This is a genomic window from Streptomyces sp. NPDC050534, assembly GCF_044457745.1.
In the GTDB taxonomy this organism is placed as follows: domain Bacteria; phylum Actinomycetota; class Actinomycetes; order Streptomycetales; family Streptomycetaceae; genus Streptomyces.
The window spans coordinates 111,974-134,970 of sequence record NZ_JBITHF010000012.1 but is presented as its reverse complement, the minus strand read 5'-3'; the positions used below and the strand labels follow the sequence as shown (position 1 = coordinate 134,970).

The following is a 22,997-nucleotide window of genomic DNA, read 5'->3' as shown; positions in this document are numbered from 1 at the left end:
ATGTCCTTTCCTCTGCTGACAGCGACGGCGGTGCTCCCCGCGATCGGGGCGGTCGCCACGGCGGCGGTACCGGCCGCGCGGCGCACCGCCGCGAAGTGGCTGGCGCTGCTGGTCTCGCTGGCCACCCTCGCCCTCGCGATCACCGTCCTGGTCCGCTTCGACCCGAACGGCGACCGCTACCAGCTCACCGAGTCCCACTCCTGGATCAGGGCCTTCGGGGTCAGATACGAACTGGGCGTGGACGGCATCGGGGTGGCGCTGCTCGCGCTGACCGCCCTGCTGATCCCGTTCATCATCCTCGCGGGCTGGCACGACGCCGACCCGCTGGAGACCGGAAGCAAGCGGTGGCGGCCGACGCAGGGCTTCTTCGCCCTGATCCTGGCCGTCGAGGCGATGGTGATCATCTCCTTCGAGGCCACCGACGTCTTCCTCTTCTACATCTTCTTCGAAGCCATGCTCATCCCGATGTACTTCCTCATCGGTGGCTTCGGGGACCGTGCCCACGAGCACGGCGAGGAGGCGGCGTCGACGCAGCGGTCGTACGCGGCGGTGAAGTTCCTCCTCTACAACCTGGTCGGCGGCCTGATCATGCTGGCCGCGGTGATCGGCCTCTACGTGGTCGCCGGGAACTTCAGCCTCCAGGAGATCGCGCAGGCCCGCGCCAACGGCTCGCTCCACATGGCGACGAACACCGAGCGCTGGCTGTTCCTCGGCTTCTTCTTCGCCTTCGCGGTGAAGGCGCCGCTGTGGCCGCTGCACACCTGGCTGCCCAACGCCATGCAGGAGTCCACCGCGCCGGTCGCCGTCCTGATCACGGCGGTCGTCGACAAGGTGGGCACCTTCGCGATGCTCCGCTTCTGCCTCCAGCTCTTCCCGGAGGCGTCGAAGTGGGCGACGCCCGCCATCCTCGTCCTCGCCCTGATCAGCATCGTCTACGGGGCGCTGCTGGCCGTCGGCCAGCGGGACATCAAGCGGCTGGTGGCGTACGCGTCGATCTCCCACTTCGGGTTCATCATCATGGGCATCTTCGCGATGACCAGCCAGGGCCAGTCCGGCGCGACGCTCTACATGGTCAACCACGGTATTTCCACTGCCGCGTTGATGCTGGTGGCGGGCTTCCTGATCTCCCGGCGCGGCTCGCGGCTCATCGCGGACTACGGCGGTGTGCAGAAGGTCGCCCCGGTGCTCGCCGGCACCTTCCTGATCGGCAGCCTCGCGACCCTGTCGCTGCCCGGTCTGGCGCCGTTCGTCAGTGAGTTCCTGGTCCTGGTCGGCACGTTCACGCGCTACCCGGCGATCGGGATCATCGCGACCTTCGGCATCGTGCTCGCCGCGCTCTACACCCTCGTCCTCTACCAGCGGACGATGACGGGCCCGGTGAAGCAGGAGGTCTCCGCGATGCCCGACCTCAGGGTGCGTGAACTCGTGGTCGTCGCACCGCTGGTCGTGCTGCTGATCTTCCTGGGCGTCTATCCGAAGCCGGTGACGGACATCGTCAACCCGGCCGTGAAGTCGACCCTGTCCGACGTACACAAGAAGGACCCCAAGCCCTCGGTGGAGGCGGCCAAGTGAGCGCAACAGCCGTCCACAGCCTGTGGACAACGGCGGCAACCGCGGCCGATCCGATCTCGAAGATCCCCGCGCCGAAGATCGAGTACGGGCAGTTGTCGCCCACCTTGATCGTCGTGGGCGCGGCGATCGTCGGGGTGCTGGTCGAGGCGTTCGTGCCGCGCAAGTCCCGTTACTACGCCCAGGTGTTCATCTCCGCCGTCGCGCTCTGCGCCGCCTTCGCGGCGGTCGTGGCACTCGCGGCCGACGGATACGGCACCACCAAGGCGCACATCGCGGCGATGGGCGCGATCGCGGTCGACGGACCGTCCCTGTTCCTGCAGGGCACGATCCTGCTGGCCGGTCTGGTCGGCCTGTTCACCTTCGCCGAGCGGCGCCTGGACCCGGAGGCGCACGGCAACCGCGTCGACTCCTTCGCCGCACAGGCCGCGTCCGTGCCGGGCAGTGAGAGTGAAAAGGCCGCGGTCAAGGCCGGGTTCACCACCACCGAGGTGTTCCCGCTGCTGCTCTTCGCGGTCGCGGGCATGCTGGTCTTCCCGTCCGCCAACGACCTGCTGACGCTGTTCGTGGCCCTGGAGGTCTTCTCGCTGCCGCTCTACCTGCTCTGCGCGGTGGCCCGCCGCAAGCGGCTCATGTCGCAGGAGGCCGCGGTCAAGTACTTCCTGCTGGGCGCCTTCGCCTCCGCGTTCACGCTGTTCGGCATCGCGATGCTGTACGGCTACGCGGGCTCGGTGACGTACGCGAGGATCGCGCAGGTCGTCGACGGCACGGCCACGAACGTCGACCCGGCGCTCGCCGGCACCATGGGCAACGACGCGCTGCTGCTGGTCGGCAGCGCGATGATCGTCATGGGGCTGCTGTTCAAGGTGGGCGCCGTCCCGTTCCACATGTGGACGCCGGACGTCTACCAGGGCGCTCCGACCCCGGTGACCGGGTTCATGGCGTCGGCGACGAAGGTGGCGGCGTTCGGTGCGCTGCTCCGCCTGCTCTACGTCGTCCTGCCCGGACTGCGCTGGGACTGGCGGCCGGTCATGTGGGCCGTCGCGATCGTCACCATGCTGGGCGGCGCCATCGTCGCGATCACCCAGACCGACATCAAGCGGCTGCTGGCCTACTCGTCCATCGCACACGCGGGATTCATCCTGGCGGGTGTCATCGCGACCTCGAAGGACGGCGTGTCCTCCGTCCTCTTCTACCTGGCAGCGTACTCCTTCGTGACACTCGGCGCGTTCGCCGTGGTCACGCTGGTGCGCGACGCGGGCGGCGAGGCGACGCACCTGTCCAAGTGGGCCGGGCTCGGCCGCCGTTCACCACTGGTGGCAGCCGTGTTCGCGGTGTTCCTGCTGGCCTTCGCCGGTATCCCGCTGACCTCCGGCTTCGCCGGGAAGTTCGCCGTCTTCAAGGCGGCGGCGGAGGGCGGGGCGGCCCCGCTGGTCGTGATCGGTGTGATCTCGTCCGCGGTCGCGGCCTTCTTCTACATCCGTGTGATCGTGCTGATGTTCTTCAGCGAGCCGCGGCCCGAGGGCCCGACGGTCGCCGTGCCGTCGCCGCTGACCATGACGGCGATCGGTCTCGGCGTGGTGGTCACGCTGGTCCTCGGTGTGGCGCCGCAGTACTTCCTCGACCTGGCGAACCAGGCAGGAGTGTTCGTGCGCTGACCCGCGGTGCCTGTGCGAGGGCCCCGGTTCCCGACGGAACCGGGGCCCTTCGCCGTGTGCGGTCGGCCCGGGTGGACCGTCGAGCACGGAGAGTCACCGATACGGGTCTGTGGATAACTCCGAGGCTGTCGGTGCGGGCCCCTATCGTGGAGGCAGTGGTCGAGGGACGACGTACGGGGGACACGACAATGCGCGGGACGGGCGGGATCAGCGAGATGCCAGGGGTGACCGACAGCGAGGCGCTGGCCACGCTCCACCGGGTCTTCGGGTACGAGACCTTCCGCGGCGAGCAGGAAGCCGTCATCGAGCACGTGGTGGCCGGCGGCGACGCCGTGGTCCTCATGCCGACCGGCGGCGGCAAGTCGCTGTGCTACCAGATCCCGGCCCTGGTCAGACCCGGCACGGGCATCGTGGTCTCCCCGCTCATCGCGCTGATGCAGGACCAGGTGGACGCGCTGCGGGCGCTCGGCGTGCGCGCCGGGTTCATGAACTCCACGCAGGACTTCGACGAGCGCCGGGTGGTCGAGGCGGAGTTCCTCGCCGGTGAGCTGGACCTGCTGTATCTCGCGCCGGAGCGGCTGCGTCTGGACTCCACACTCGACCTGCTCTCCCGCGGCAAGATCGCGCTCTTCGCGATCGACGAGGCGCACTGCGTGTCCCAGTGGGGCCACGACTTCCGCCCCGACTACCTCGCCCTCTCCCTGCTCGGCGAGCGCTGGCCGGACGTCCCCCGGATCGCGCTCACGGCCACGGCCACGCACGCCACCCACCAGGAGATCACCCAGCGGCTGCACATGCCGGCGGCCCGGCACTTCGAGGCGAGCTTCGACCGGCCCAACATCCAGTACCGGATCGTGCCCAAGGCCGATCCCAAGAAGCAGCTGCTGAGCTTCCTGCGCGAGGAGCACGCGGGCGACGCGGGCATCGTGTACTGCCTGTCGCGCAAGTCGGTCGAGGCGACGGCGGAGTTCCTCTCGCGCAACGGCATCGAGGCGGTGCCGTACCACGCGGGCCTGGACGCGGGCACGCGCGCGGCGCACCAGTCCCGGTTCCTGCGCGAGGAGGGCCTGGTCGTGGTCGCGACCATCGCCTTCGGCATGGGCATCGACAAGCCGGACGTCCGCTTCGTCGCCCACCTCGACCTGCCGAAGTCGGTCGAGGGCTACTACCAGGAGACGGGCCGGGCCGGCCGGGACGGCCTGCCCTCGACGGCATGGATGGCATACGGCCTCAACGACGTCATACAGCAGCGCAAGCTGATCCAGACCGGAGAGGGCGACGAGGCGTTCCGGCGCCGGTCCGCCGCCCACCTGGACTCGATGCTGGCGCTGTGCGAGACGGTCCGGTGCCGCCGCGGGCAACTGCTCGCCTACTTCGGCCAGGACCCCGAGCCGACGGGCTGCGGCAACTGCGACACCTGCCTCGTCCCGCCGGAGACCTGGGACGGCACGGTCGCCGCCCAGAAGGTCCTGTCGACGGTGGTGCGGCTGCAGCGGGAGCGCGGGCAGAAGTTCGGCGCGGTGCAGATCGTCGACATCCTGCTCGGGCGGCGCACGGCCAAGGTGATCCAGTTCGACCACGACCAGCTGTCCGTGTTCGGCATCGGCGAGGAGCTCGCCGAGGGCGAATGGCGCGGCGTCGTACGGCAGTTGCTGGCACAGGGACTGCTCGCGGTGGAGGGCGAGTACGGCACGCTGGTGCTGACCGACGACAGCGGGTCGGTGCTGCGGCGCGAGCGGGAGGTGCCGCTGCGCAAGGAGCCGAAGAAGCCGGCGACCTCGCGGTCGGCGTCCTCCGGCAAGGGCGAGCGCAAGGCCAAGGCAGCCGCGGCCGAACTGCCCGAGGAACTGCAGCCCGCGTTCGAGGCCCTGCGCGCCTGGCGCGCCGAACAGGCCCGGGAGCAGGGCGTCCCGGCCTACGTGATCTTCCACGACGCCACGCTCCGGGAGATCGCCACCGTCTGGCCGACGTCGGTGCAGCAGCTCGGCGGCATCGGCGGCGTCGGCGAGAAGAAGCTGGCGACGTACGGCGAGGGTGTGCTGGAGGTACTGGCCTCGCTGGGCGGCGCACCCGCCTCGGAGCCCGCGGCGGGTGCACCGACCGCTCCCGCGCCTGCTCCCACAGCGAATGCCGGTGCGGGGGGAGAGGACTACTGGCCCGAGATGGACGCGGAGCCGGAACCGGACGACTGGATATGAGGAGCGGGGCCGGCGCCGTTCTGGCACCGGCCCGCGGCGTGGGGCATCGTCACAGCGCCCGGGCCGCGTACGCCCTGACGTCCGCGTCCGAGTCCGACGTGGCCGTGGCCAGAGCGGCGCAGGCGTCCTCGGTGTCGCCGTGCCGGGTCAGGGCGAGGACGGCCGCCTTGCGCACGTCGGCGTTCGGGTCCGCGAGGGCCTTGGCGAGGGCGGGGACCGCGACGTCCGGCTCGGCGGCGGACAGCGCGGTCGCGGCACCCGACCTCACCTGCCAGGCCGCATCGGACAGCGCGGCCATGGCGCGAGCGGCGAGCGGTGCCGGGCAGCCGGTGGTGCCCAGCGCTCCGTAGGCGGCGCCCTGCACCAGGGCGTCGGGGTCGCCGGTGAGGTCGGCCAGGGCGGTGAGGACGGCGGCGAGGTCGCCGGTCGCCTCTGCGTCGTCCCCGACCCCGAGCCGGCCTTCCACCTCCCCGAGCGGGCCTTCCACCTCCCCGAGCGGGTCTTCCGCCTCCCTGATCCGGCCTTGCGCCACTTCCCCAACTCGGCTCGCCCATACGGTCGCCAGGCCCTTGGCGATGGTGACGCGGACCTCGCGGGAGGGGTCGGTGGTGGCGGCCCGGGACAGTTCCGTGGCGGCGTCCACCGAGACGAGTGCGCGGACGGCCTCGATGCGGACAGCGATGTCCGAGTCGGTCAGGGCCCCGGTGAACAGGGCCGCATCGCCCAGGTGCAGGGCGCGCAGTACATCGAGGGAGGCGGCGCGGACGACGGGGTCGGACGACGCCAACGCGGCGGCGAGGCCGTCGCGGAGGGCCGGCTGCGCGGGCAGCGTCTCGACGAGTTCGCGCAGGGACGCGGCGGCCGCGGCCCGCACCTGGGGGGCGGCGTCGCGGAGGGCCTCGGCGAGGGCGGGACCCGTTCCCGGCGGCACCGTCTCGGTGAGGACGGCGACGGCCTCACGGCGGACGGCGGAGGCGGGGTCGGTCAAGTAGGGACGCAGGGCGTCGAGTTCGGGTTCTTCCTCGGCGAGGGCGACGAGCTCCAGGAGGCGGGCCGAGGCCTGGCCGGGGTCCGGGAGCGGGGACTCGGCGCCGGCCGTCCCGGTCGCGACCGCCGGCGTCCTCCGCGCGCCGGAGGCCACCGGCGCCACGTCGCGCGAGCCGGCCGTGGCGACGTCCTCGGGGTGGACCTCGCCGAGGTGACGGGACGGGCCGCCGACGGGGGTGAACTCGTCGACGGGGACGAGATAGGGAGCCACGGGACGGGCCGTGAACTCCATCGATCCGGAGGGGGACTTGTGCAGGTCGAGGTGGTGGAACCAGGAGACGTCGTCGCGTTCGGGGTGGTCGAGACGGTCGTGGTAAAGGCCCCAGCGGGACTCCGTGCGGGCCAGGGAGGAGCGCGCGGCCATCTCCGCGCAGTCGCGGATGAAGGAGACCTCGGCACAGCGCATCAGTTCGTGCGGGGTGCGGGCGCCCATCTCCGCGATGTCGTCGTGCATCCGCTCGAAGGACTCGAGGGCCAGGGAGAGGCGGGCGCCGGACTTCGGCGGGGCGACGTAGTCGTTCACGAAGCGGCGCAGCTTGTACTCCACCTGAGGCTGCGGCGGGCCGTCCGGATTGCGCAGCGGGCGGTAGATCAGCTCGTGCGCGTCCCGGAGCTGATCGGCCGGCAACTCGCCCTCGTACGGCGTGTACTGGGCCGCGTCCGCCCCCGCCAGGTCGCCGAAGACGAATGCGCCGATCATGTAGTTGTGCGGCACGCAGGCCAGGTCGCCGGCGGCGTACAGGCGGGGGACGGTCGTACGGGCGTGGTCGTCGACCCGTACGCCCGAGGCCGAATGGCCGCCGCACAGGCCGATCTCGGAGATGTGCATCTCGATGTCGTGGGTGCGGTAGTCGTGGCCGCGGCCCGAGTGGAAGGTGCCCCGGGTGGGGCGCTCGGTCGAGTGGAGGATCGACTCCAGGGCGGAGACCGACTCCTCGGGAAGGTGGCTGAGCTTCAGGTACACCGGGCCGCGGTCGCTCGCGACCTCCGCCGCGAACTCGGCCATCATCTGGCCCGACCAGTAGTCGGAGTCGACGAAGCGCTCGCCGTGCCGGTTGACCTGGTAGCCGCCGAAGGGGTTGGCGACGTACGCGCAGGCCGGGCCGTTGTAGTCCTTGATCAGCGGGTTGATCTGGAAGCATTCGATGCCGGTGAGCTCCGCACCCGCGTGGTAGGCCATCGCGTAGCCGTCGCCCGCGTTGGTCGGGTTCTCGTACGTGCCGTAGAGGTAGCCGGAGGCGGGCAGGCCGAGGCGGCCGCAGGCGCCGGTCGCCAGGATCACGGCGCCCGCGCGTACGGTGACGAAGCCGCCCGTTCGCGTGTTGAAGCCGACCGCCCCCACGGCCCGCCCCTCCGCGGTGAGCACGCGCACCGGCATCACCCGGTTCTCGATGCGGATGCGCTCCCGCATCTCGCGCCGCCGCAGCTGCCGGTACAGGACCTTCTTGACGTCCTTGCCCTCCGGCATCGGCAGCACGTAGGAGCCGGAGCGGTGGACCTGGCGGACCGCGTAGTCGCCGTGCTCGTCCTTCTCGAACTTGACCCCGTAGGACTCCAGCCGCTGCACCATGGCGAAGCCGCGGGTGGCGGTCTGGCGGACCGTGGTCTGGTCGACGATGCCGTCGTTGGCGCGGGTGATCTCGGCGACGTAGTCGTCGGGCTCGGCCCGGCCCGGGACGACCGCGTTGTTGACGCCGTCCATGCCCATGGCGAGCGCGCCGGAGTGCCGGACGTGGGCCTTCTCGAGCAGGAGCACGTCCGCGCCGTGCTCGGCGGCGGTGAGCGCCGCCATGGTGCCGGCGGTGCCGCCGCCGACGACGAGGACGTCGCAGCTGATCTCCTCGGCGTCATCGAGCGCGGGGATCTCCAGGGGTGTGTTCACGGAGGTGGTCACCGGGGGGCCTTTCAGGTACCGAGCGAGGAGAGGACGTCGCGCCGCAGCGCCACGCGCCCGGGGTCGTCGTGCGCCGTGCGGTCGCGCGGGCGCGGCACGTCGCGTACGGCGGTCAGCCGGCCGTTGCCGAGGAGCGCCACGCGGTCGCCGAGGAACAGGGCCTCGTCCACGTCGTGGGTGACGAAGACGACGGTCGCGCCCGTGCCCTGGAGCACCTCCACCAGCAGGTCCTGCATGTCGGCGCGGGTCTGGGCGTCGAGGGCGCCGAAGGGCTCGTCCATGAGGACCGCGCGGGGCGCTCCCGCGAGGGCCCTGGCCAGCTGGGCGCGCTGGCGCTGTCCGCCGGACACGCGGTGCGGCAGGTGCCGTGCGTGGTCGGTGAGTCCGACCCGGCGGAGCCAGGACTCGGCCTGGGCGCGGCGTCCGGCACGCGGCAGACCCCGGATGGCGAGGGGCAGTTCGACGTTGGCGCGCAGGGTGCGCCAGGGCAGGAGGGCGTCCTCCTGGAAGATCAGGGCGCGGTCGGCGGCGGGGCCCGTCAGCGGGCGTCCGTCCTGTTCCAGGGACCCGGCCAGCGGGATCAGCAGTCCGGCCAGCGTGCGCAGCAGGGTCGACTTGCCGCAGCCGGAGGGGCCGACGACGGTGAGGATCTCGCCGGGGGCCACGTCGAGGTCCACGTCGTCGAGCACGGGCGCGCCGGGACGGCCGAGGACCGCGCCGCGCAGCGCCAGCCCCGCTCCGGTGCGGGAAGGCCGGCGGAGGTCAGACGAGCTGGTCATGGGGCACGTCCTCCTTGGTCTTGGGGCCCACCGGTACGGCGGCTTCGGCGCCGCGTGCCCGCCGCGGAGTCCGGCCGGCGGGCACGTACGAAGTGCGCGGCAGCCAGCGGGTCAGCCGGCGGCCGAGCAGTTCCACGGCCGTGGACGTGAGCCAGCCGAGCACGCCGATCGTGACCATGCCGACGAGGACGCCCGCGTAGTTGACGACGGTGTAGTCCTGCCAGGTGCGGTAGCCGACGCCGTACTGGCCGGAGATCATCTCGGCGGAGATCACACAGATCCACGAGACGCCGATGCCCACCGACAGGCCGCCGAAGATGCCGGGCAGCGCGCCCGGCAGGACGACCGAGGCGAGGATCCGCCACCGGCCGCCGCCCATGGTGCGCACCGCCTCCTCCCACACCGGGGTCAGGGCGCGGACCGCGTGCCGGGTGGAGACCAGCACCGGGAAGAAGGCGGCGGTGAAGGTGATGAAGACGATGCCCTGTTCGTTGGAGGGGAAGAGGAGGATCGCGACCGGGACCAGGGCGATCGCCGGGATCGGGCGGACGACTTCGACGAGCGGGCCGAGCAGGTCCTCGGCGAGACGGGAGCGCGCCACGAGCACGCCCGTCGCCACGCCCAGGACGGCGGCGAGGAGGAAGCCGGTGACGATGCGGGTGAGGCTGTCGGAGAGGTCCGTCCAGTAGTCGGGGCCGGACAGCCGGTCGGCGAAGGCGCGGGCCACGTCGGCAACCGTGGGGAACTGCGAGAAGCGCAGCCACAGGTCGACGTTCAGGCTGGTCAGCAGCTGCCAGAGACCGAGGGCGGCGGCCAGGGACACCGCCCGGAGCGCATACCGTGCCAGGGGCCGGCGGCTCACGACGCCCGCCCCAGCGCGTCGGCGTACGTGATGATGCGGGCGCCCCCGTGCGTGGCGGCGTACGCCTTCGCGGTCGCCGGTGCGACGAAGGGGAGGAGCTGCTTGCCGTCGGCCACCCAGACCGACTGGTCGGCGAACCAGAGGGTGCCGGTGGTGGCGTCGGGGACGTAGGCGGCACGGATGCCGTTCTTGTGCCCGGCGACGTAACTCAGCAACTCGGCGGGGGTCTTGAAGCCGATCGTCTGCTCCTAGCCCTTGGGCCACACCTCGCTCGCGGCAGTCGGCGGTGTCGATATGAGCCGCTTGGCGTAGCCGGTGCCGAGGGCCTTCTTGACGTACCGGTCGTCGACGAAGGAGGCCACGTCGATGTCGCCGGTCAGCTTCTCCGACTTCAGGACCGAGACGTCCTGCTTCAGGGCGGAGACGAGCTGTGGCTTGATCGCCGGGTCGAAGGTGGAGATGCCGTGGGCGCCGTTGTAGAGGTAGACGACCTCGGCGGGCAGTCCGGTGGCCTTCGCGACCTTCTCGGCGGCGGCGACCGGGTGGGCGTCGAGGTAGTCGGTCGCCTCTGCCTGGGCCTTGAGGAAGGTCTCCACGACCGTCGGTCGCCGCTTGGCGAAGTCCTCGCGTGCGGTGACGCCGTGGAAGGTGGGGAGGTTCAGCTGGGCACCGTCGTACAGGGCCTTCGCCTTGCCCTGGTAGGCGAGCAGGCCGGGCCAGGCGACGAACTGCGACAGCGCGTCCGCGCTGCCGGCCGACAGGGCCGAAGCGCCCACCGCGGGCTGCTGGTTGAGCTTTTCGATGCCCTTGTCGGGGTCGATGCCGGCGCGCTGCAGGGCCCGTACGAGGGTGCCGTCGGCCGCGGAGCCGACGCTCGTGGAGACCTTCTTGCCCTTCAGGCCGGTCAGGGAGGACAGCTTGGACCTGGGGGAGGTGACGATCGTGTTGAGACCGCCGCGCAGGTTGTAGCCGGTGACGGAGACCAGGTGGGTCGGCTTGCCGAGCTGCTTGCCCCGGGCCGCGTTGATGAGCAGCGGGAAGTCGCCCATCGAGCCGATGTCGATCTTCCCGGCGGTCATCTGGGCGGTGATGGGGGCACCGGTGGCGTAGTCCTGCCAGTCGACCTTGTAGGTGTGGCCGTCGTGCAGAGCGTTGAGGTCCCTCTCGAGGTAGCCGAGCGAGCGCAGGAGGGTGCCCGCGGTGACCGTGTTGATGGTCTTGGACTGGTAGCCGACCGTGATGGCGACCGTCCTGCCGTCGCCGGCCTCGGCGCTGCCGCCGCAGGCGGACAGGGGCAGCAGGAGAAGGGCGGCGGACGCGGCGACTGCGGTGCGTTTCATGGGAGTTCGGGACCTCTCACCGGAGCAGGTAGGGCATGTTGACCGTCACGGCTCCGGTGGGACAGCGGGCCGCGCACGGGCCGCAGTACCAGCACTCGTCGACGTGCATGTAGGCCTTGCCGGTGCTGTCGTCGATGGCGAGGGAGTCCAGCGGGCACATGTCCACGCAGAGGGTGCAGCCGTCGATGCACTTCGACTCGTCGATGGTCACGGGCACATCGGCCCGCTGGGGCGCCAAAGGCATGGCTGTCTCCAGGAAGGTCGAACTCGATGGGAGGCGGGGAGTCAGAGGGAGCGGTGCAGCAGGCCGCTCATGGTGATGCGGTCGCCGCGGAAGCGGATGAACTCCAGGTCGACGGGGCGGCCGTCGGCGAGGTGGGTGAGCCGTTCCAGCATCAGGACGGCCGCGCCGTGCGGGGCTTCGAGTACGGCGGCGGAGTGGGCGTCCGCGCTGACCGCCTCCAGGGTGATCTCGGCATGGCCCAGCCGCCGGCCGGTGATCGTCTCCAGCAGGCGGAAGACGTCGGTGTTCTCCAGGTCGGCGCCGAGCAGGGCGGTGCCGATGTCGAGCGGGATGTAGGTCAGATCGAGGGAGAGGGGGAGGCCGTTCAGGCGGCGCAGGCGTTCGATGTAGAGGACGTCGGTGCCGGGGTGGACCTGCAGGCGTTCGGCGACCGGGGCGGGCGCGGAGGCGGGGCCCATGGCGCGGACCTCGTTGGTGACCCGGCCGTGCTCGCGGAGGGTTTCCGCGAGGCCCATCAGGCGGTCGAGGCCGTGCGGGTACTTCTGCCCGACGACCACCGTCCCGACTCCGGGCAGCCGGTCCACGAGACCTTCCGCCCTGAGCAGGTCCAGGGCCTGGCGGACGGTGTTGCGGGTCGCGCGGTAGTCCGTGGCGAGGGTCGTCTCGTGGGGGAGGGTGCCGTCCGGAAAGCCGCCGGCCAGGAGCTGGTGGCGGAGCAGATCGGCGAGTTGCCTGGCCTGGTCGGCGCGCAGCCGGCGCCGCGCCCGGTGGGCGGCGACGGTGGTCGCGCTCTGGCCGGCGTGGTCTCGGATGCGGTCGCTGGGTGGCATGTTTTGAACCATACCGAGTCGGTAGGGAAAGGAGTGTTGCGGCGGTGTTGCGCCACCTACCGGGGTGTCAGACAGGGCGCTGAGCTGGGAGAATGGCGGTGCGGATGTAAGATCTGCCACAACCTCGGCCGCGCCTGGCACACGCCTGGTGCACGCCTGGTGCATGCCTGAAGAGCCGCGCGCCTGCCACCGAACGGTACGGCGGCCGGGCCTCTCAGCCGAGCGCCGTCAGCCCCGGCGCGAACATGATCAGCAGCGGCAGCAGAGGCACCAGGGCGGCGACCGTCGTCGTCAGGGCGCGGTGCCGGCGGCCGAGCCGTGGCGGAGGCTGGAGGAGACGGTCGACCCGTTCGCCGAGGAGCCGGTGGCTGGAGGCGCAGGACAGGACCCCGCGGTGCTGGTTCAGCTCGATCAGGGCCAGCGCGGTGGTCAGGTGGCCGCACCGCCGCGACGCCGTGTCGTCCGCCGCCAGCTCCACCAGCCGGTGCGTCTGCTCGCAGAAGTGGGCGAACAGCGGCACCCGGGGGAAACCCGTGGCCAGCGCGCTCGACAGGTGCAGCAGCCAGTCGTGGTGGGCGCGGGCGTGGTCGCGCTCGTGGGTGAGGACGGCGTCGAGCTGGTGGTCGGTGAGACGGTGCAGCGCACCCGTCGTGACGACGAGCTGGGGCGGATGGCCCGGCATCCACCAGGCGTCGGGGTACTCGTCCTCCAGCACCAGCAGCGGACCGCGCGCCGCCTCCTCCAGTCCCGCGGGCAGTTCGGGGGCGCGTTCGCGCAGATGCGCCCGGGTCTGGCCGCGGTGCCGGCGGGCCTCGACGAGTTCGCGGGCGAGCATCGCCGTCGTCCAGGCGGCGCCGCAGGCCAGCAGCAGGGTGAGGGCGTCGGCCCAGGCAGGGGTGGCGGTCAGGTCGTACGCCGCGGTCACGGCCGGGGGCGCCGGTGCGAAGACGTGGTCGCGGAAGGTGTGGAAGACGGCGGCGGCGCCGAGCACCAGCGCCGTCAGACAGCACAGCAGGACGGTGGCGACCAGGCACTGCCACACCCACAGGGCGACCACGGGTTCCCGCTCGGGCCACGCCGCCCGTACCAGCGCACGCGGAACCGGCACGGCGGCCATCAGGGCGACGAAGCTCAGCAGGAGCAGGCAGACGGTCATGCCACGGTCTCCGGATCGGTCGGAGGAGGGGGCGGTGCGGTGGGGTGCTGCGGCGGGGTGTTGCGGCTCGGCGCACGGGGCGCTCGCCGCCAGTATGACGGCGAACGGCGCGGGAGTCAGGAGACGACGACCACCCCGTACGTCCCGTGCGGCCGTCGTCACGCCCTGCAACTCCGGCTCACCTCAACGCCCTTACGGCGACGGCAGCCCGGCACGTGCGCCCCACTCGACGGCTCGGCCCGGCCCGGCGCATGTGCCTGGACCGACAGCTCCGCGCGACGCATGTGCCTGGACCGACGGCGCCGCGCGGCGCATGTGCCTGGACCGACAGCTCCGCCCGGCGCGTGCGCCCCGACCGGAGGCCCGGTCCGGCGCGTGTGCCCAGACCCACGAGCCGACCCGGCGCTCGTACCGCGACGCCCGCTCGTACCGCGACGCTCACGCCCGCGCGCGTGCCGCGAACCGCCCGCTCACACTGGCACGCTCACCTCAGCCCGCCGGTCATGCCCGGCCGCTCACCCCGGCCCACCGCTCACGCCCGGCCGCTCACTCCCGCGAGCCCACCGCTCACCCCCGCACGCTCACTCCCGCGGCCCCGCCACGATGCGTCCGCTCACCTCGCCCAGTCCGACCCGGACGCCGCCCGGCCCGGGCGCCCACGCCGAGAGCGTCACGATGTCGCCGTCCTCCAGGAACGTCCGCTTGCCGTCGGGGAGTTCGAGGGGGTCCCGCCCGTTCCAGGTCAGCTCCAGCAGGGACCCGCGCTGGGCCGGCTCCGTACCGCTGACCGTGCCCGAGCCGTACAGGTCGCCGGTGCGCAGGGAGGCGCCGTTCACCGTCATGTGGGCGAGCTGCTGCGCGGCCGTCCAGTACATGGTGGAGAAGGGCGGCTCGGAGACGACATGGCCGTTGAGCGCGACGGAGATGCGCAGGTCGTAGCCGCCGGGTTCGGCGTCGGTGTCCTCGGTGTCGTCCAGGTAGGGCAGCAGCGCGTGCGTGCGCTCCGGCGGCCCCACGCGCGCGTCCTCCAGCGCGTCCAGCGGTGTGATCCAGGCCGACACCGAGGTCGCGAAGGACTTGCCGAGGAACGGGCCGAGGGGCACGTACTCCCAGGCCTGGATGTCGCGCGCGGACCAGTCGTTGAGCAGGCACAGCCCGAAGACGTGCTCCCGGAAGTCGCCGAGCGCCACCGGCGTCCCCTGCGGCGAGGGCACGCCCACCACGAATCCGACCTCGGCCTCGATGTCCAGGCGGACGGACGGCCCGAAGACGGGCGCGGCGTCGGCCGGAGCCTTGCGCTGCCCGGACGGCCGTACGACGTCCGTGCCCGACACCACGACCGTGCCGGACCGACCGTGGTAGCCGATCGGCAGGTGCTTCCAGTTCGGGGTCAGCGAGTCCGCCGCGTCGGGGCGGAAGATCTGTCCGACGTTGCGGGCGTGGTGCTCGGACGCGTAGAAGTCGACGTAGTCCGCGACCTCGAACGGAAGGTGCAGCGTCACCGAGGACAGCGGGTGCAGGAAGGGGGCGACGGACTCCTGGTGCGCCGGCACCGTCACCCACGCCGTCAGCGCGCGCCGTACGTCCGACCAGGCGGTGCGGCCCGCGGCGAGGAGCGGGCCGAGCGAGGGCCGCGCGAGCAGGGAGGCGTACGGCGAGCCGAGCGCCAGCGCCGCCGCGCCCGCGTCGAGGACGTGGTCGCCGAGCCGGACGCCGACGGTCCGCTGCGCCGGATCGCCGAGCGAGAAGACGCCGTACGGAAGGTTGTGCGGTCCGAAGGGGTCGCCCTCGGGGACATCGAAGGGGGGCATGGGGTGACTGCCTCACTCTCACCAGGTCGCAAGCGTTCTGTCACGGGCCGTCATGTGGCCGCGCCACACGTTACGGCTGAGTTGCCCGCTTGGGCAGTGTCTAAAGAGATTGCAATGTCCGAATTGGCCTTGTCGGAGGCCCTAATTCCGGCTTAGCGTCCTTTGGGGGACACGGACGGGGTGGGTCCGGTCCGTAGGGGGGACGCGTGGGGGGACCCGTGGCCAGGAACAGCGGCAGTGTGCCATTTGACGCCGACCGTGATGTGCCCGGCCTGATCGTCAAAATCGGCGACTACCCGCTGCACCACGGCGGTGTCGGCGCGATCCGCAGCCTGGGCCGCCTCGGCGTGCCCATGTACGCGATCACCGAGGACCGCTACACACCCGCCGCCTCCTCCCGCTACCTCAAGAAGGCCTTCGTCTGGCCGACCACCGGCACGGAGAACCCGGACCACCTGGTGGAGGGACTGATCCGGATCGGCCGCCGGATCGGCCGCCCCACCGTCCTCGTCCCGACCGACGAGGAGGCGGCCGTCCTGATCGCCGAGCACCAGGACGCGCTCGCCGGCAACTTCCTCTTCCCGCCCGTCGACCCCGCCCTGCCGCGCCGCCTCGCGAGCAAGCAGGGCCTGCACGAGCTGTGCGTGGAGCACGGCATCCCGAGCCCGACGGCGGCCTTTCCGCAGTCGTACGACGACATCTTGGACTTCGCCGAGAAGGCCTGCTTCCCGGTGGTGGCCAAGAACCGCGAGGCGTTCCTGCGGCGCAGGCAGCCGGCGGTGAACGGCACCACGCGGATCGCCACCCGCGACGGCCTGCTGCGCCTCGCCCGCGACTGGGGCGAGCAACCGGGGGTGATCCTCCAGGAGTACCTGCCGAGGGAGGAGGCGGAGGACTGGATCGTGCACGCCTACTTCGACCAGGACTCCACCCCGCTCGCCATGTTCACCGGGGTGAAGGTGCGCTCCTGGCCGCCGCACGCGGGCATGACCGCGAACGCGTACGTCGTCGACAATCCGGAACTCGCCGACCTCGCCGGTCGTTTCATCAAGCAGATCGGCTTCACCGGCATCATCGACCTCGACCTGCGCTTCGACCGGCGCGACGGACAGTACAAGCTCCTCGACTTCAACCCGCGCATGGGCGCCCAGTTCCGGCTCTTCGAGAACGAGTCGGGGGTGGACGTGGTCCGCGCCATGCATCTGAATCTGACCGGACGCTCTGTTCCGGAGGGGGAACAGCGGGCCGGCCACCGGTACATCGTGGAGAACATCGACCTGCCCGCCCTGCTCGCCTACCGCCGCAGCGGCTACACGACGCCGCACGCCCCGGCGCGCGCGAGCGGGACGGAGCTGGCCTGGCTCGCGGGTGACGACCCGCTGCCGTTCCTCACGATGCTCGCGCGCTTCGTGCGGCCGGGCGCGAAGCATCTGTATCAGCTGTGGCGGACCAACCGCCGCGGCAGCAGCGCCGGTTCGAGCAGCTAGCCGAGCAGACCCCGACCAGCTGCGAGAGCCGGACACGAAGTGGCGAAGTGACGTCCTGGGGAGGGACTTCGTGATGCAACCGGTTGCAGTCATCGGCGCCGGGCCGTTCGGCCTGTCGACCGCCGCCCATCTCAAGGCCCGTGGCATCCCGGTGCGCGTCTTCGGCGACCCCATGGTCAGCTGGCGCGACCACATGCCCGCGGGCATGCGCCTGAAGTCGACCCCGGCCGCCTCCAGCATCGACGCCCCCCAGCGGGGCCACAGCCTCGTCGACTACTGCGACGCCGCCGGCATCAAGCGGCTGGTGACGGACGAGGACATCATCCCGGTCGAGACCTTCATCGGCTACGGCGAGTGGTTCCGGGACCGGCTCCTGCCCGAACTGGAGCAGGTGCGGGTGGTGTCGGTGGACCGGGACCGGGGCGGCGGGTTCGAACTGAAGCTGGACTCGGGGGAGTTGTTCACCGCCCGCGCGGTCGTCGTGGCGACCGGTCTGTCCGGCCTGGCGCACCTGCCGGCGGAGCTCGCCGCGGCCGTCCCGGAGGGACCGGCGCCCACGGGTCCGGTCTCCCACAGCTCCCAGGAGCACGACCTCACGCGCTACGCGGGCAAGGACCTGATCGTCGTCGGCGCCGGGCAGTCCGCGCTGGAGACGGCGGCGCTCGCGGCGGAGGCGGGCGCGCAGGTGCGGGTGGTCTCGCGCGGCCGCGGCAAGGTCGCCTTCGGGGCGCCGCCGTGGAAGCAGCCGAAGCTGCGCCCCGAGTCGCCCTTCGGCCGCGCCTGGTCCCTGTGGGCGCTCAGCTACTACCCGCACCCCTACCGGTACCTCCCGGCCGAGGCCCGCCACTACCTGGTGCGCCGCGTGCTCGGTCCGCTCGGCGCGTGGTGGCTGCGTGACCGTTTCGAGGGGAAGGTGCAGGTCAGCGAGGTCGACCGGATCGTGCGGGCGGACGCGGCCGACGGCGGCCCGAGGCTGACGGTCCGCACGCACGCGGGCCGCACCGAGGAGCTGTCCGCGGACCACGTGATCGCGGCCACCGGCTACCGGGTGGACATCGCAGCGATGGACTTCCTCGGCCACGAGCTGCGCACCCGCCTGGCGGTGAGCCGGGGCACGCCCAAGCTGGGCGCGGGATACGTCTCCTCGGTCCGGGGTCTGTACTTCACGGGCCTGCCGGCGGCGGCGTCGTACGGCCCGTCGATGCGCTTCGTGTGCGGCACGGAGTTCGCCTCGCCGAGGCTGGCCGGGCACCTGGTGGCAGCCCATGGGTAGACCGGGGCCCGGGCGCCGGACGGGAACGAAGGACCGGCGGGGGCAAGGAAGTTGAGCGGGGACCGCGAGGGACGCCGTGGTCGTCCGGTTCAGGATGAGTCGGTGGCGCGTCCGGTCCGTATTCTCTGATCATGGCCGCACCCACCGCATATGCACTCATCGCCACCGACCTGGACGGCACGTTGCTGAGAGGCGACGACACGCTGTCCGACCGGTCCCTCGCCGCGCTCGCGCGGGTGGCCGACGCCGGCGCCCGGCATCTGGTCGTGACGGGCCGTCCGGCCCCGAGAGTGCGGCCGCTTCTCGACGACCTGGGCAGCACGGGGCTCGCGGTGTGCGGACAGGGCGCGCAGGTGTACGACGCCGGCGCGGACCGTCTGCTGTGGTCCGTCACGCTGGACCGGGAGCTGGCCGAGACCGCCCTCGGCAAGATCGAGGCCGAGGTGGGCCAGGTGTACGCGGCCGTCGACCAGGACGGAGTGGAGGGCCTCACGCTCATCGAGCCCGGCTATCTGATGCCGCACCCCACGCTGCCGGCCGTACAGGTCGACCGGCGCGACGACCTGTGGTGCGCGCCCATCAGCAAGGTGCTGCTGCGCCATCCCGACCTGTCCGACGACGAGTTGGCGTCGACGGCGCGCTCGGTGGTCGGTTCGCTGGCCACGGTCACCATGTCGGGACCCGGCACCGTCGAACTCCAGCCATGCGGCATCACCAAGGCGACGGGCCTCGCCCTGGCCGCCGCGCACCTGGGGCTCGGGCCGCGGGAGACCATCGCCTTCGGCGACATGCCCAACGACATCCCCATGTTCGACTGGGCGGCGCACGGCGTCGCCATGGCCAACGCCCATCCCGAACTCAAGGCGGTGGCCGACGAGATCACCTTGTCGAACGAGGACGACGGCATCGCCGTCGTCCTCGAGCGACTGTTCTTCAGGCTGGAGGAGCTCAGTGGGGCAGGTGAGCTCTAGGGTCCGTCCGTCAGGTCCTAGTAGGCGCCGTAGACGTTGTCGATCGACCCGTAGCGCGCGGCCGCGTACTTGCAGGCGGCGGTGATGTTGGCGACCGGGTCGTACGGGTTCAGCTGCGTGCCGGGCACGTGGTAGGCGAGGAAGGTCGGGTCGATGACCTGAAGGAGGCCCTTGGAGGGGGTGCCGGCGATCGCGTTCGAGTCCCAGTTGTTGATGGCGGCGGGGTTGCCGGAGGACTCGCGCATGATGTTGCGGTAGATGCCGTCGTACGAGCCGGGGATGCCGTGCTGCGACATCACCTGCAGGGAGGCCCGGATCCAGCCGTCGAGGTTGTCGGTGTAGCCCATGGAGGTCGCGGTGAGCGTCGTCGGCGTGGCCGCCGAGGCGCTGGTCGCGCCGATGACCGGGAGGGCGAGAACGGCGGCACCGGTGCCGACGACGGCGAGCTTGCGGGCGAGGCGGGAGTTCTTGGGACGGCGATGCTGAGCGGCAGCAGACATGGGGGGTTCCTCTCCGGCGCCTGCGAGGTGAGCTGTCGGGTTCGGGCGGGAGTGGCCCGGCCGCGCGGCCTTGCGGCGTCGCGGCTTCACCCCGAGCCGGTCCGGGGCTGTGTCCGGTCCGGCGACTTACCTGGGTCCCCCGCTCCTGCCGTGCGAGTGAGTTCGTCGATGGGTCGGCCGGGCTGCGGCAGGATTCGGCGTCTGCCCGACTGGCCGGGAACGTATGCGAGAGCACATGTCCGGAACAAGTGCCGGATTCACAGACCATGCCTATTGACCTTGGTCTGAGGTTTTTGAGGTGCTTGATCCTTTGCTGCTGCCAATCCTCAACTGACCTGTGGGCGACGGAAGAACGGGGGTAGCTGAATGACCGTCGGATCCGAGGTGGACGTGACCCAACTCACTGGCGTCCGCAAGAGTGGTAAATCGGGCATTGAGCCCAACTCGTGTTCAACCAGCCGCCCGTGGAATCTGTCGCTCCCAAGTCCGGTAGCGGGCCACCGTTTCGGCCGTTTCGTCCTCGGTGCAGATCGCCTTATTGAAGGTGAAAAAGGGACGAATCAGGGCCGTCGTTATCGAGCCGCCCGGCCATATGTCCGCAGGGACGGAACCTCCCGAGTGGTGCAGATCGTTCTCAGGGCGGTCGTCCTCTGGGGGAGCGATGTGGGGGGCTGTGTGGGGAGTGATGTCACGAGAGCCTTCGGGGCGCGGGTCGCCGCCTCCCGCCCGGCCGGCCGACGCACCGGTGGACAAGTCGACAGATATCCGCTCATATGAGGCGATCAAAAACATACCGGTCGTGATCCGATACCGCCCGTGGTGGACGGGTGGGCGGCATGGGTGATCGAAAGGTGACCGGATACGCTGACTTGAGTGATGGCAGCGACCTATCGACAAACCGCATGAACCGCAGGTAGACACCAGCAGACAGGAGACCCCTCGTGACCGTCGTCGGGCCGTTCGGGCTGAGCGTGCGGGACCAGGCTCTGGAAGCCGATGTCCAGGCCGGATTGGCGGCTGTCGAGGAGGGTTTGCTCGAAGCCACCAAGAGTGAGGTCCCCTTCATCACGGAGGCCGCCCAGCACCTGGTGCGGGCGGGCGGCAAGCGGTTCCGTCCACTGCTGGTGATGCTCGCCGCGCAGTTCGGCGACCCGTATGCGCCGGGCGTCGTGCCCTCGGCCGTGGTGGTGGAGCTGACCCACCTGGCGACGCTGTACCACGACGACGTGATGGACGAGGCCGCCGTGCGGCGCGGCGTGGACAGCGCGAACGCCCGCTGGGGCAACTCCGTCGCGGTCCTCACCGGCGACTTCCTCTTCGCGCGGGCCTCGCACATCCTGGCCGACCTCGGGCCCGAGGCGGTCCGGGTGCAGGCCGAGGCGTTCGAGCGGCTGGTCACGGGGCAGATCCTGGAGACGGCGGGGCCGCAGGACGGCCGGGACCCGGTCGACCACTACCTGGACGTGCTGGGCGGCAAGACGGGCTCGCTGGTGGCCGTCTCGTGCCGCTTCGGGGCGATGATGTCGGGCGCCGACGAGACGGTCGTGGATGTGCTCACGCAGTACGGCGAGCGGCTGGGCGTCGCCTTCCAGCTGGCGGACGACGTGCTGGACATCGCGTCCGAATCGCGCGAGTCCGGCAAGACGCCGGGGACGGACCTCCGTGAGGGGATCCCCACCCTTCCGGTGCTGCGGCTGCGGGAGCGGGCGGCGCGGCTGGGGCTGGCCGAGGACATCGCCCTGTGCGAGCTGCTGGACTCCGACCTGAGTGACGACGAGCGGCTCGAGGAGGCGCTGGCCGGGCTGCGGGCGCACCCCGCGCTGGAGCACGCCCGCCGCGACACCGTGCGCTACGCCGAGGAAGCGCGGGCAGCGCTGGCTCCGCTGACGGAGTGCGACGCGAAGCTGGCGCTGATGGAGATGTGCGACGCCGTGGTCCACCGGGCCGGCTGAGTCCTGCACGCCCGTCCGGAGTCCCTCGGGAAAGGTCGCGCACCTTGCGCTCGCATGATGTGATGCAGGTCACAACTCTGGACTGAGTCCAAACTCAGATCCCTTCCGTAGTCATACCCAGAAGGCCGACGCAGGGGGTGTCGGCCGGTCTACGGGGAGAAAACAGAATCATGGGCATGAATACGACGTCCTCCAAGCGCCGTAAGAGCCTGATCGTCACCGCTGTCGCGGTGACCGCCGCCGGCGGTGTCGCCGCCGCGGTGATTCCCGCCTTCGCCGCCGGAGGCACCCGCGCCGACCACGCGGGCCACTCCGGCATGAGTGAGCAGAGCATCGTGACCCAGAGCGGGACCGTGTCCGGCGGCAGCGGGGGAACGCTCCTCGCCGCCGGCCTGCGGGGCGCCAACGAGGTTCCCGTGGCGGGCGGTCCGGCCGTCGGCGACAAGGACGGCGCCGCCCTGGAGTTCATCAAGGTCAAGGGCGACAAGGTGTCCGTGGCCGTGACCTGGCGCGGCACCGGCAAACCGACCATGCTCCACATCCACCAGGGTGCCAAGGGCACCAACGGCGGAGTCAAGGTCGACTTCACCGGCCTGCTCGGGCACAGCAAGCGGCACAGCGTCACCGGCACCGTGAAGGTCGGGGACAAGGCGCTGCTCGACGCGCTGAAGTCCGATCCCGGCTCCTTCTACGCCAATCTGCACACCGCCGAGTTCCCGGGCGGAGCCGTCCGCGGCCAGCTCCACAAGGTCACGGTCGCCGCCTTCGACTTCCGTGACGCCCTGCACAACTTCGAGGCGTCGGTGGTCAAGGGCAAGCAGATCTACGAGTGCAAGCCGGCCGACGGCGGTGGCTACGCCTTCGCGCAGCGGGACGTCGCCGCCCGGCTCGGCGGGGACATCCGGCACACCTTCACCGCGCCCAACTCCGGTACGCCGCAGTGGGTCGCGCCGGACGGCAGCGCGGTGACCGGGGCCGTCCTGTCCAAGACGCCCAACGGGGACGGCAACATCCCCGAGCTCGACCTCAAGGCCACGCAGTCGGGCAAGCGCCACGGCCTGCTCGCGCACACCGCCGAGATCCTGCGGCTCAACACCGTCGGCGGAGTGGCCCCGTCCGGCTCCTGCTCGCCCGGCACGATCGTCGGCGTCCCCTACCAGGCGGACTACGTCTTCGTGCGGAACTGACACGGGCTCATCTTCGGCGGCGCTCCCCCTCGACCCCTACGGGTCGGGGGAGGCGCCGCCCTCTCGCGTCATACCCCAGGCGTACACGGAGTTGAATCCCCGGTCTGACGCTTCCTCCTGGCGAATTTGGTGAGATGGAAACCACGGAAATCACCACTCCTCACCGATTCGGGTGAGAATGGCGGCACGGGGTGGACAACAGCAGCACGTGAGTTGGACAGGCCGCCGCCGACGACGGA

The 22,997-nt window shown here is 71.3% G+C and carries 16 protein-coding genes, 1 pseudogene and 1 riboswitch; of the genes and pseudogenes, 8 read left to right on the top strand and 9 right to left on the bottom strand.

Going from position 1 to position 22,997, the window contains the following annotated elements; all coding sequences use genetic code 11:
- The 3 genes from ACIBN2_RS34605 (at nt 1) to recQ (ending at nt 5,425) form a co-directional block, all read left to right on the top strand.
- Nucleotides 1-1,572 (top strand): NADH-quinone oxidoreductase subunit M, encoded by a 1,572-nt coding sequence (locus ACIBN2_RS34605; RefSeq protein WP_399140416.1) that lies wholly within the window; start codon nt 1-3, stop codon nt 1,570-1,572.
- Nucleotides 1,569-3,227 carry an NADH-quinone oxidoreductase subunit NuoN gene (gene nuoN, locus ACIBN2_RS34600; RefSeq protein ID WP_399140415.1) on the top strand — a complete coding sequence of 553 codons (1,659 nt, stop codon included), beginning with the start codon at nt 1,569-1,571 and terminating at the stop codon, nt 3,225-3,227. The genes ACIBN2_RS34605 and nuoN overlap by 4 nt, the downstream gene beginning before the upstream one ends.
- Nucleotides 3,228-3,415: 188 nt before the next feature.
- A complete protein-coding gene (recQ, locus tag ACIBN2_RS34595; protein WP_399140659.1) occupies nt 3,416-5,425 on the top strand; it encodes a DNA helicase RecQ in 2,010 nt (669 codons plus the stop codon).
- 49 nt (nt 5,426-5,474) lie between these two features.
- On the opposite strand, the gene ACIBN2_RS34590 is transcribed toward recQ, so the two are convergent.
- The 8 genes and pseudogenes from ACIBN2_RS34590 to fahA all read right to left on the bottom strand — a co-directional run bounded on the left by ACIBN2_RS34590 (nt 5,475) and on the right by fahA (nt 15,388).
- Complete coding sequence (locus ACIBN2_RS34590; RefSeq protein WP_399140414.1) at nt 5,475-8,366, bottom strand: fumarate reductase/succinate dehydrogenase flavoprotein subunit; 2,892 nt, start codon at nt 8,364-8,366, stop codon at nt 5,475-5,477.
- An 11-nt stretch (nt 8,367-8,377) separates the two neighbouring features.
- Nucleotides 8,378-9,145: an ABC transporter ATP-binding protein gene (locus ACIBN2_RS34585; RefSeq protein ID WP_399140413.1), complete on the bottom strand. Its 768-nt coding sequence runs from the start codon at nt 9,143-9,145 to the stop codon at nt 8,378-8,380.
- Nucleotides 9,129-9,992: an ABC transporter permease gene (locus ACIBN2_RS34580; RefSeq protein WP_399140658.1), complete on the bottom strand. Its 864-nt coding sequence runs from the start codon at nt 9,990-9,992 to the stop codon at nt 9,129-9,131. Before ACIBN2_RS34580 ends, ACIBN2_RS34585 begins: the two co-directional genes overlap by 17 nt.
- Nucleotides 9,993-10,003: 11 nt before the next feature.
- Nucleotides 10,004-11,347, bottom strand: a pseudogene (locus tag ACIBN2_RS34575) (ABC transporter substrate-binding protein).
- Nucleotides 11,348-11,363: 16 nt separating this feature from the next.
- Complete coding sequence (locus ACIBN2_RS34570) at nt 11,364-11,591, bottom strand: ferredoxin family protein (RefSeq protein WP_030180763.1); 228 nt, start codon at nt 11,589-11,591, stop codon at nt 11,364-11,366.
- A gap of 41 nt (nt 11,592-11,632) precedes the next feature.
- Nucleotides 11,633-12,421 (bottom strand): GntR family transcriptional regulator, encoded by a 789-nt coding sequence (locus tag ACIBN2_RS34565; protein WP_399140411.1) that lies wholly within the window; start codon nt 12,419-12,421, stop codon nt 11,633-11,635.
- Between the two features lie 214 nt (nt 12,422-12,635).
- Entirely contained in the window at nt 12,636-13,577 is a 942-nt protein-coding gene (locus ACIBN2_RS34560; RefSeq protein ID WP_399140410.1) for a M56 family metallopeptidase, read from the bottom strand.
- 581 nt (nt 13,578-14,158) lie between these two features.
- Complete coding sequence (fahA, locus tag ACIBN2_RS34555; RefSeq protein ID WP_399140408.1) at nt 14,159-15,388, bottom strand: fumarylacetoacetase; 1,230 nt, start codon at nt 15,386-15,388, stop codon at nt 14,159-14,161.
- Between the two features lie 239 nt (nt 15,389-15,627).
- On the opposite strand from fahA, the gene ACIBN2_RS34550 reads away from it, so the two are divergent.
- From ACIBN2_RS34550 to ACIBN2_RS34540, 3 genes are all read left to right on the top strand, one after another.
- The gene (locus ACIBN2_RS34550) at nt 15,628-16,875 is read left to right on the top strand and encodes an ATP-grasp domain-containing protein (protein WP_399140406.1); all 1,248 of its coding nucleotides are present in this window, start codon (nt 15,628-15,630) and stop codon (nt 16,873-16,875) included.
- Between the two features lie 70 nt (nt 16,876-16,945).
- Entirely contained in the window at nt 16,946-18,148 is a 1,203-nt protein-coding gene (locus ACIBN2_RS34545; protein ID WP_399140405.1) for an FAD-dependent oxidoreductase, read from the top strand.
- Nucleotides 18,149-18,279: 131 nt separating this feature from the next.
- A complete protein-coding gene (locus tag ACIBN2_RS34540) occupies nt 18,280-19,119 on the top strand; it encodes an HAD family hydrolase (RefSeq protein WP_399140404.1) in 840 nt (279 codons plus the stop codon).
- A gap of 17 nt (nt 19,120-19,136) precedes the next feature.
- Here the strand turns inward: ACIBN2_RS34540 and ACIBN2_RS34535 are convergent, their stop codons facing one another.
- Nucleotides 19,137-19,619: a transglycosylase SLT domain-containing protein gene (locus ACIBN2_RS34535; protein WP_399140403.1), complete on the bottom strand. Its 483-nt coding sequence runs from the start codon at nt 19,617-19,619 to the stop codon at nt 19,137-19,139.
- Between the two features lie 4 nt (nt 19,620-19,623).
- Nucleotides 19,624-19,829, bottom strand: a riboswitch (cyclic di-AMP (ydaO/yuaA leader).
- A gap of 731 nt (nt 19,830-20,560) precedes the next feature.
- Here ACIBN2_RS34535 and ACIBN2_RS34530 point away from each other — a divergent pair.
- On the top strand, nt 20,561-21,571 hold the full coding sequence (locus tag ACIBN2_RS34530) for a polyprenyl synthetase family protein (RefSeq protein ID WP_399140401.1): 1,011 nt from the start codon (nt 20,561-20,563) through the stop codon (nt 21,569-21,571).
- A 176-nt stretch (nt 21,572-21,747) separates the two neighbouring features.
- Nucleotides 21,748-22,758 (top strand): CHRD domain-containing protein, encoded by a 1,011-nt coding sequence (locus ACIBN2_RS34525; RefSeq protein WP_399140399.1) that lies wholly within the window; start codon nt 21,748-21,750, stop codon nt 22,756-22,758.
- Nucleotides 22,759-22,997 lie beyond the last annotated feature (239 nt).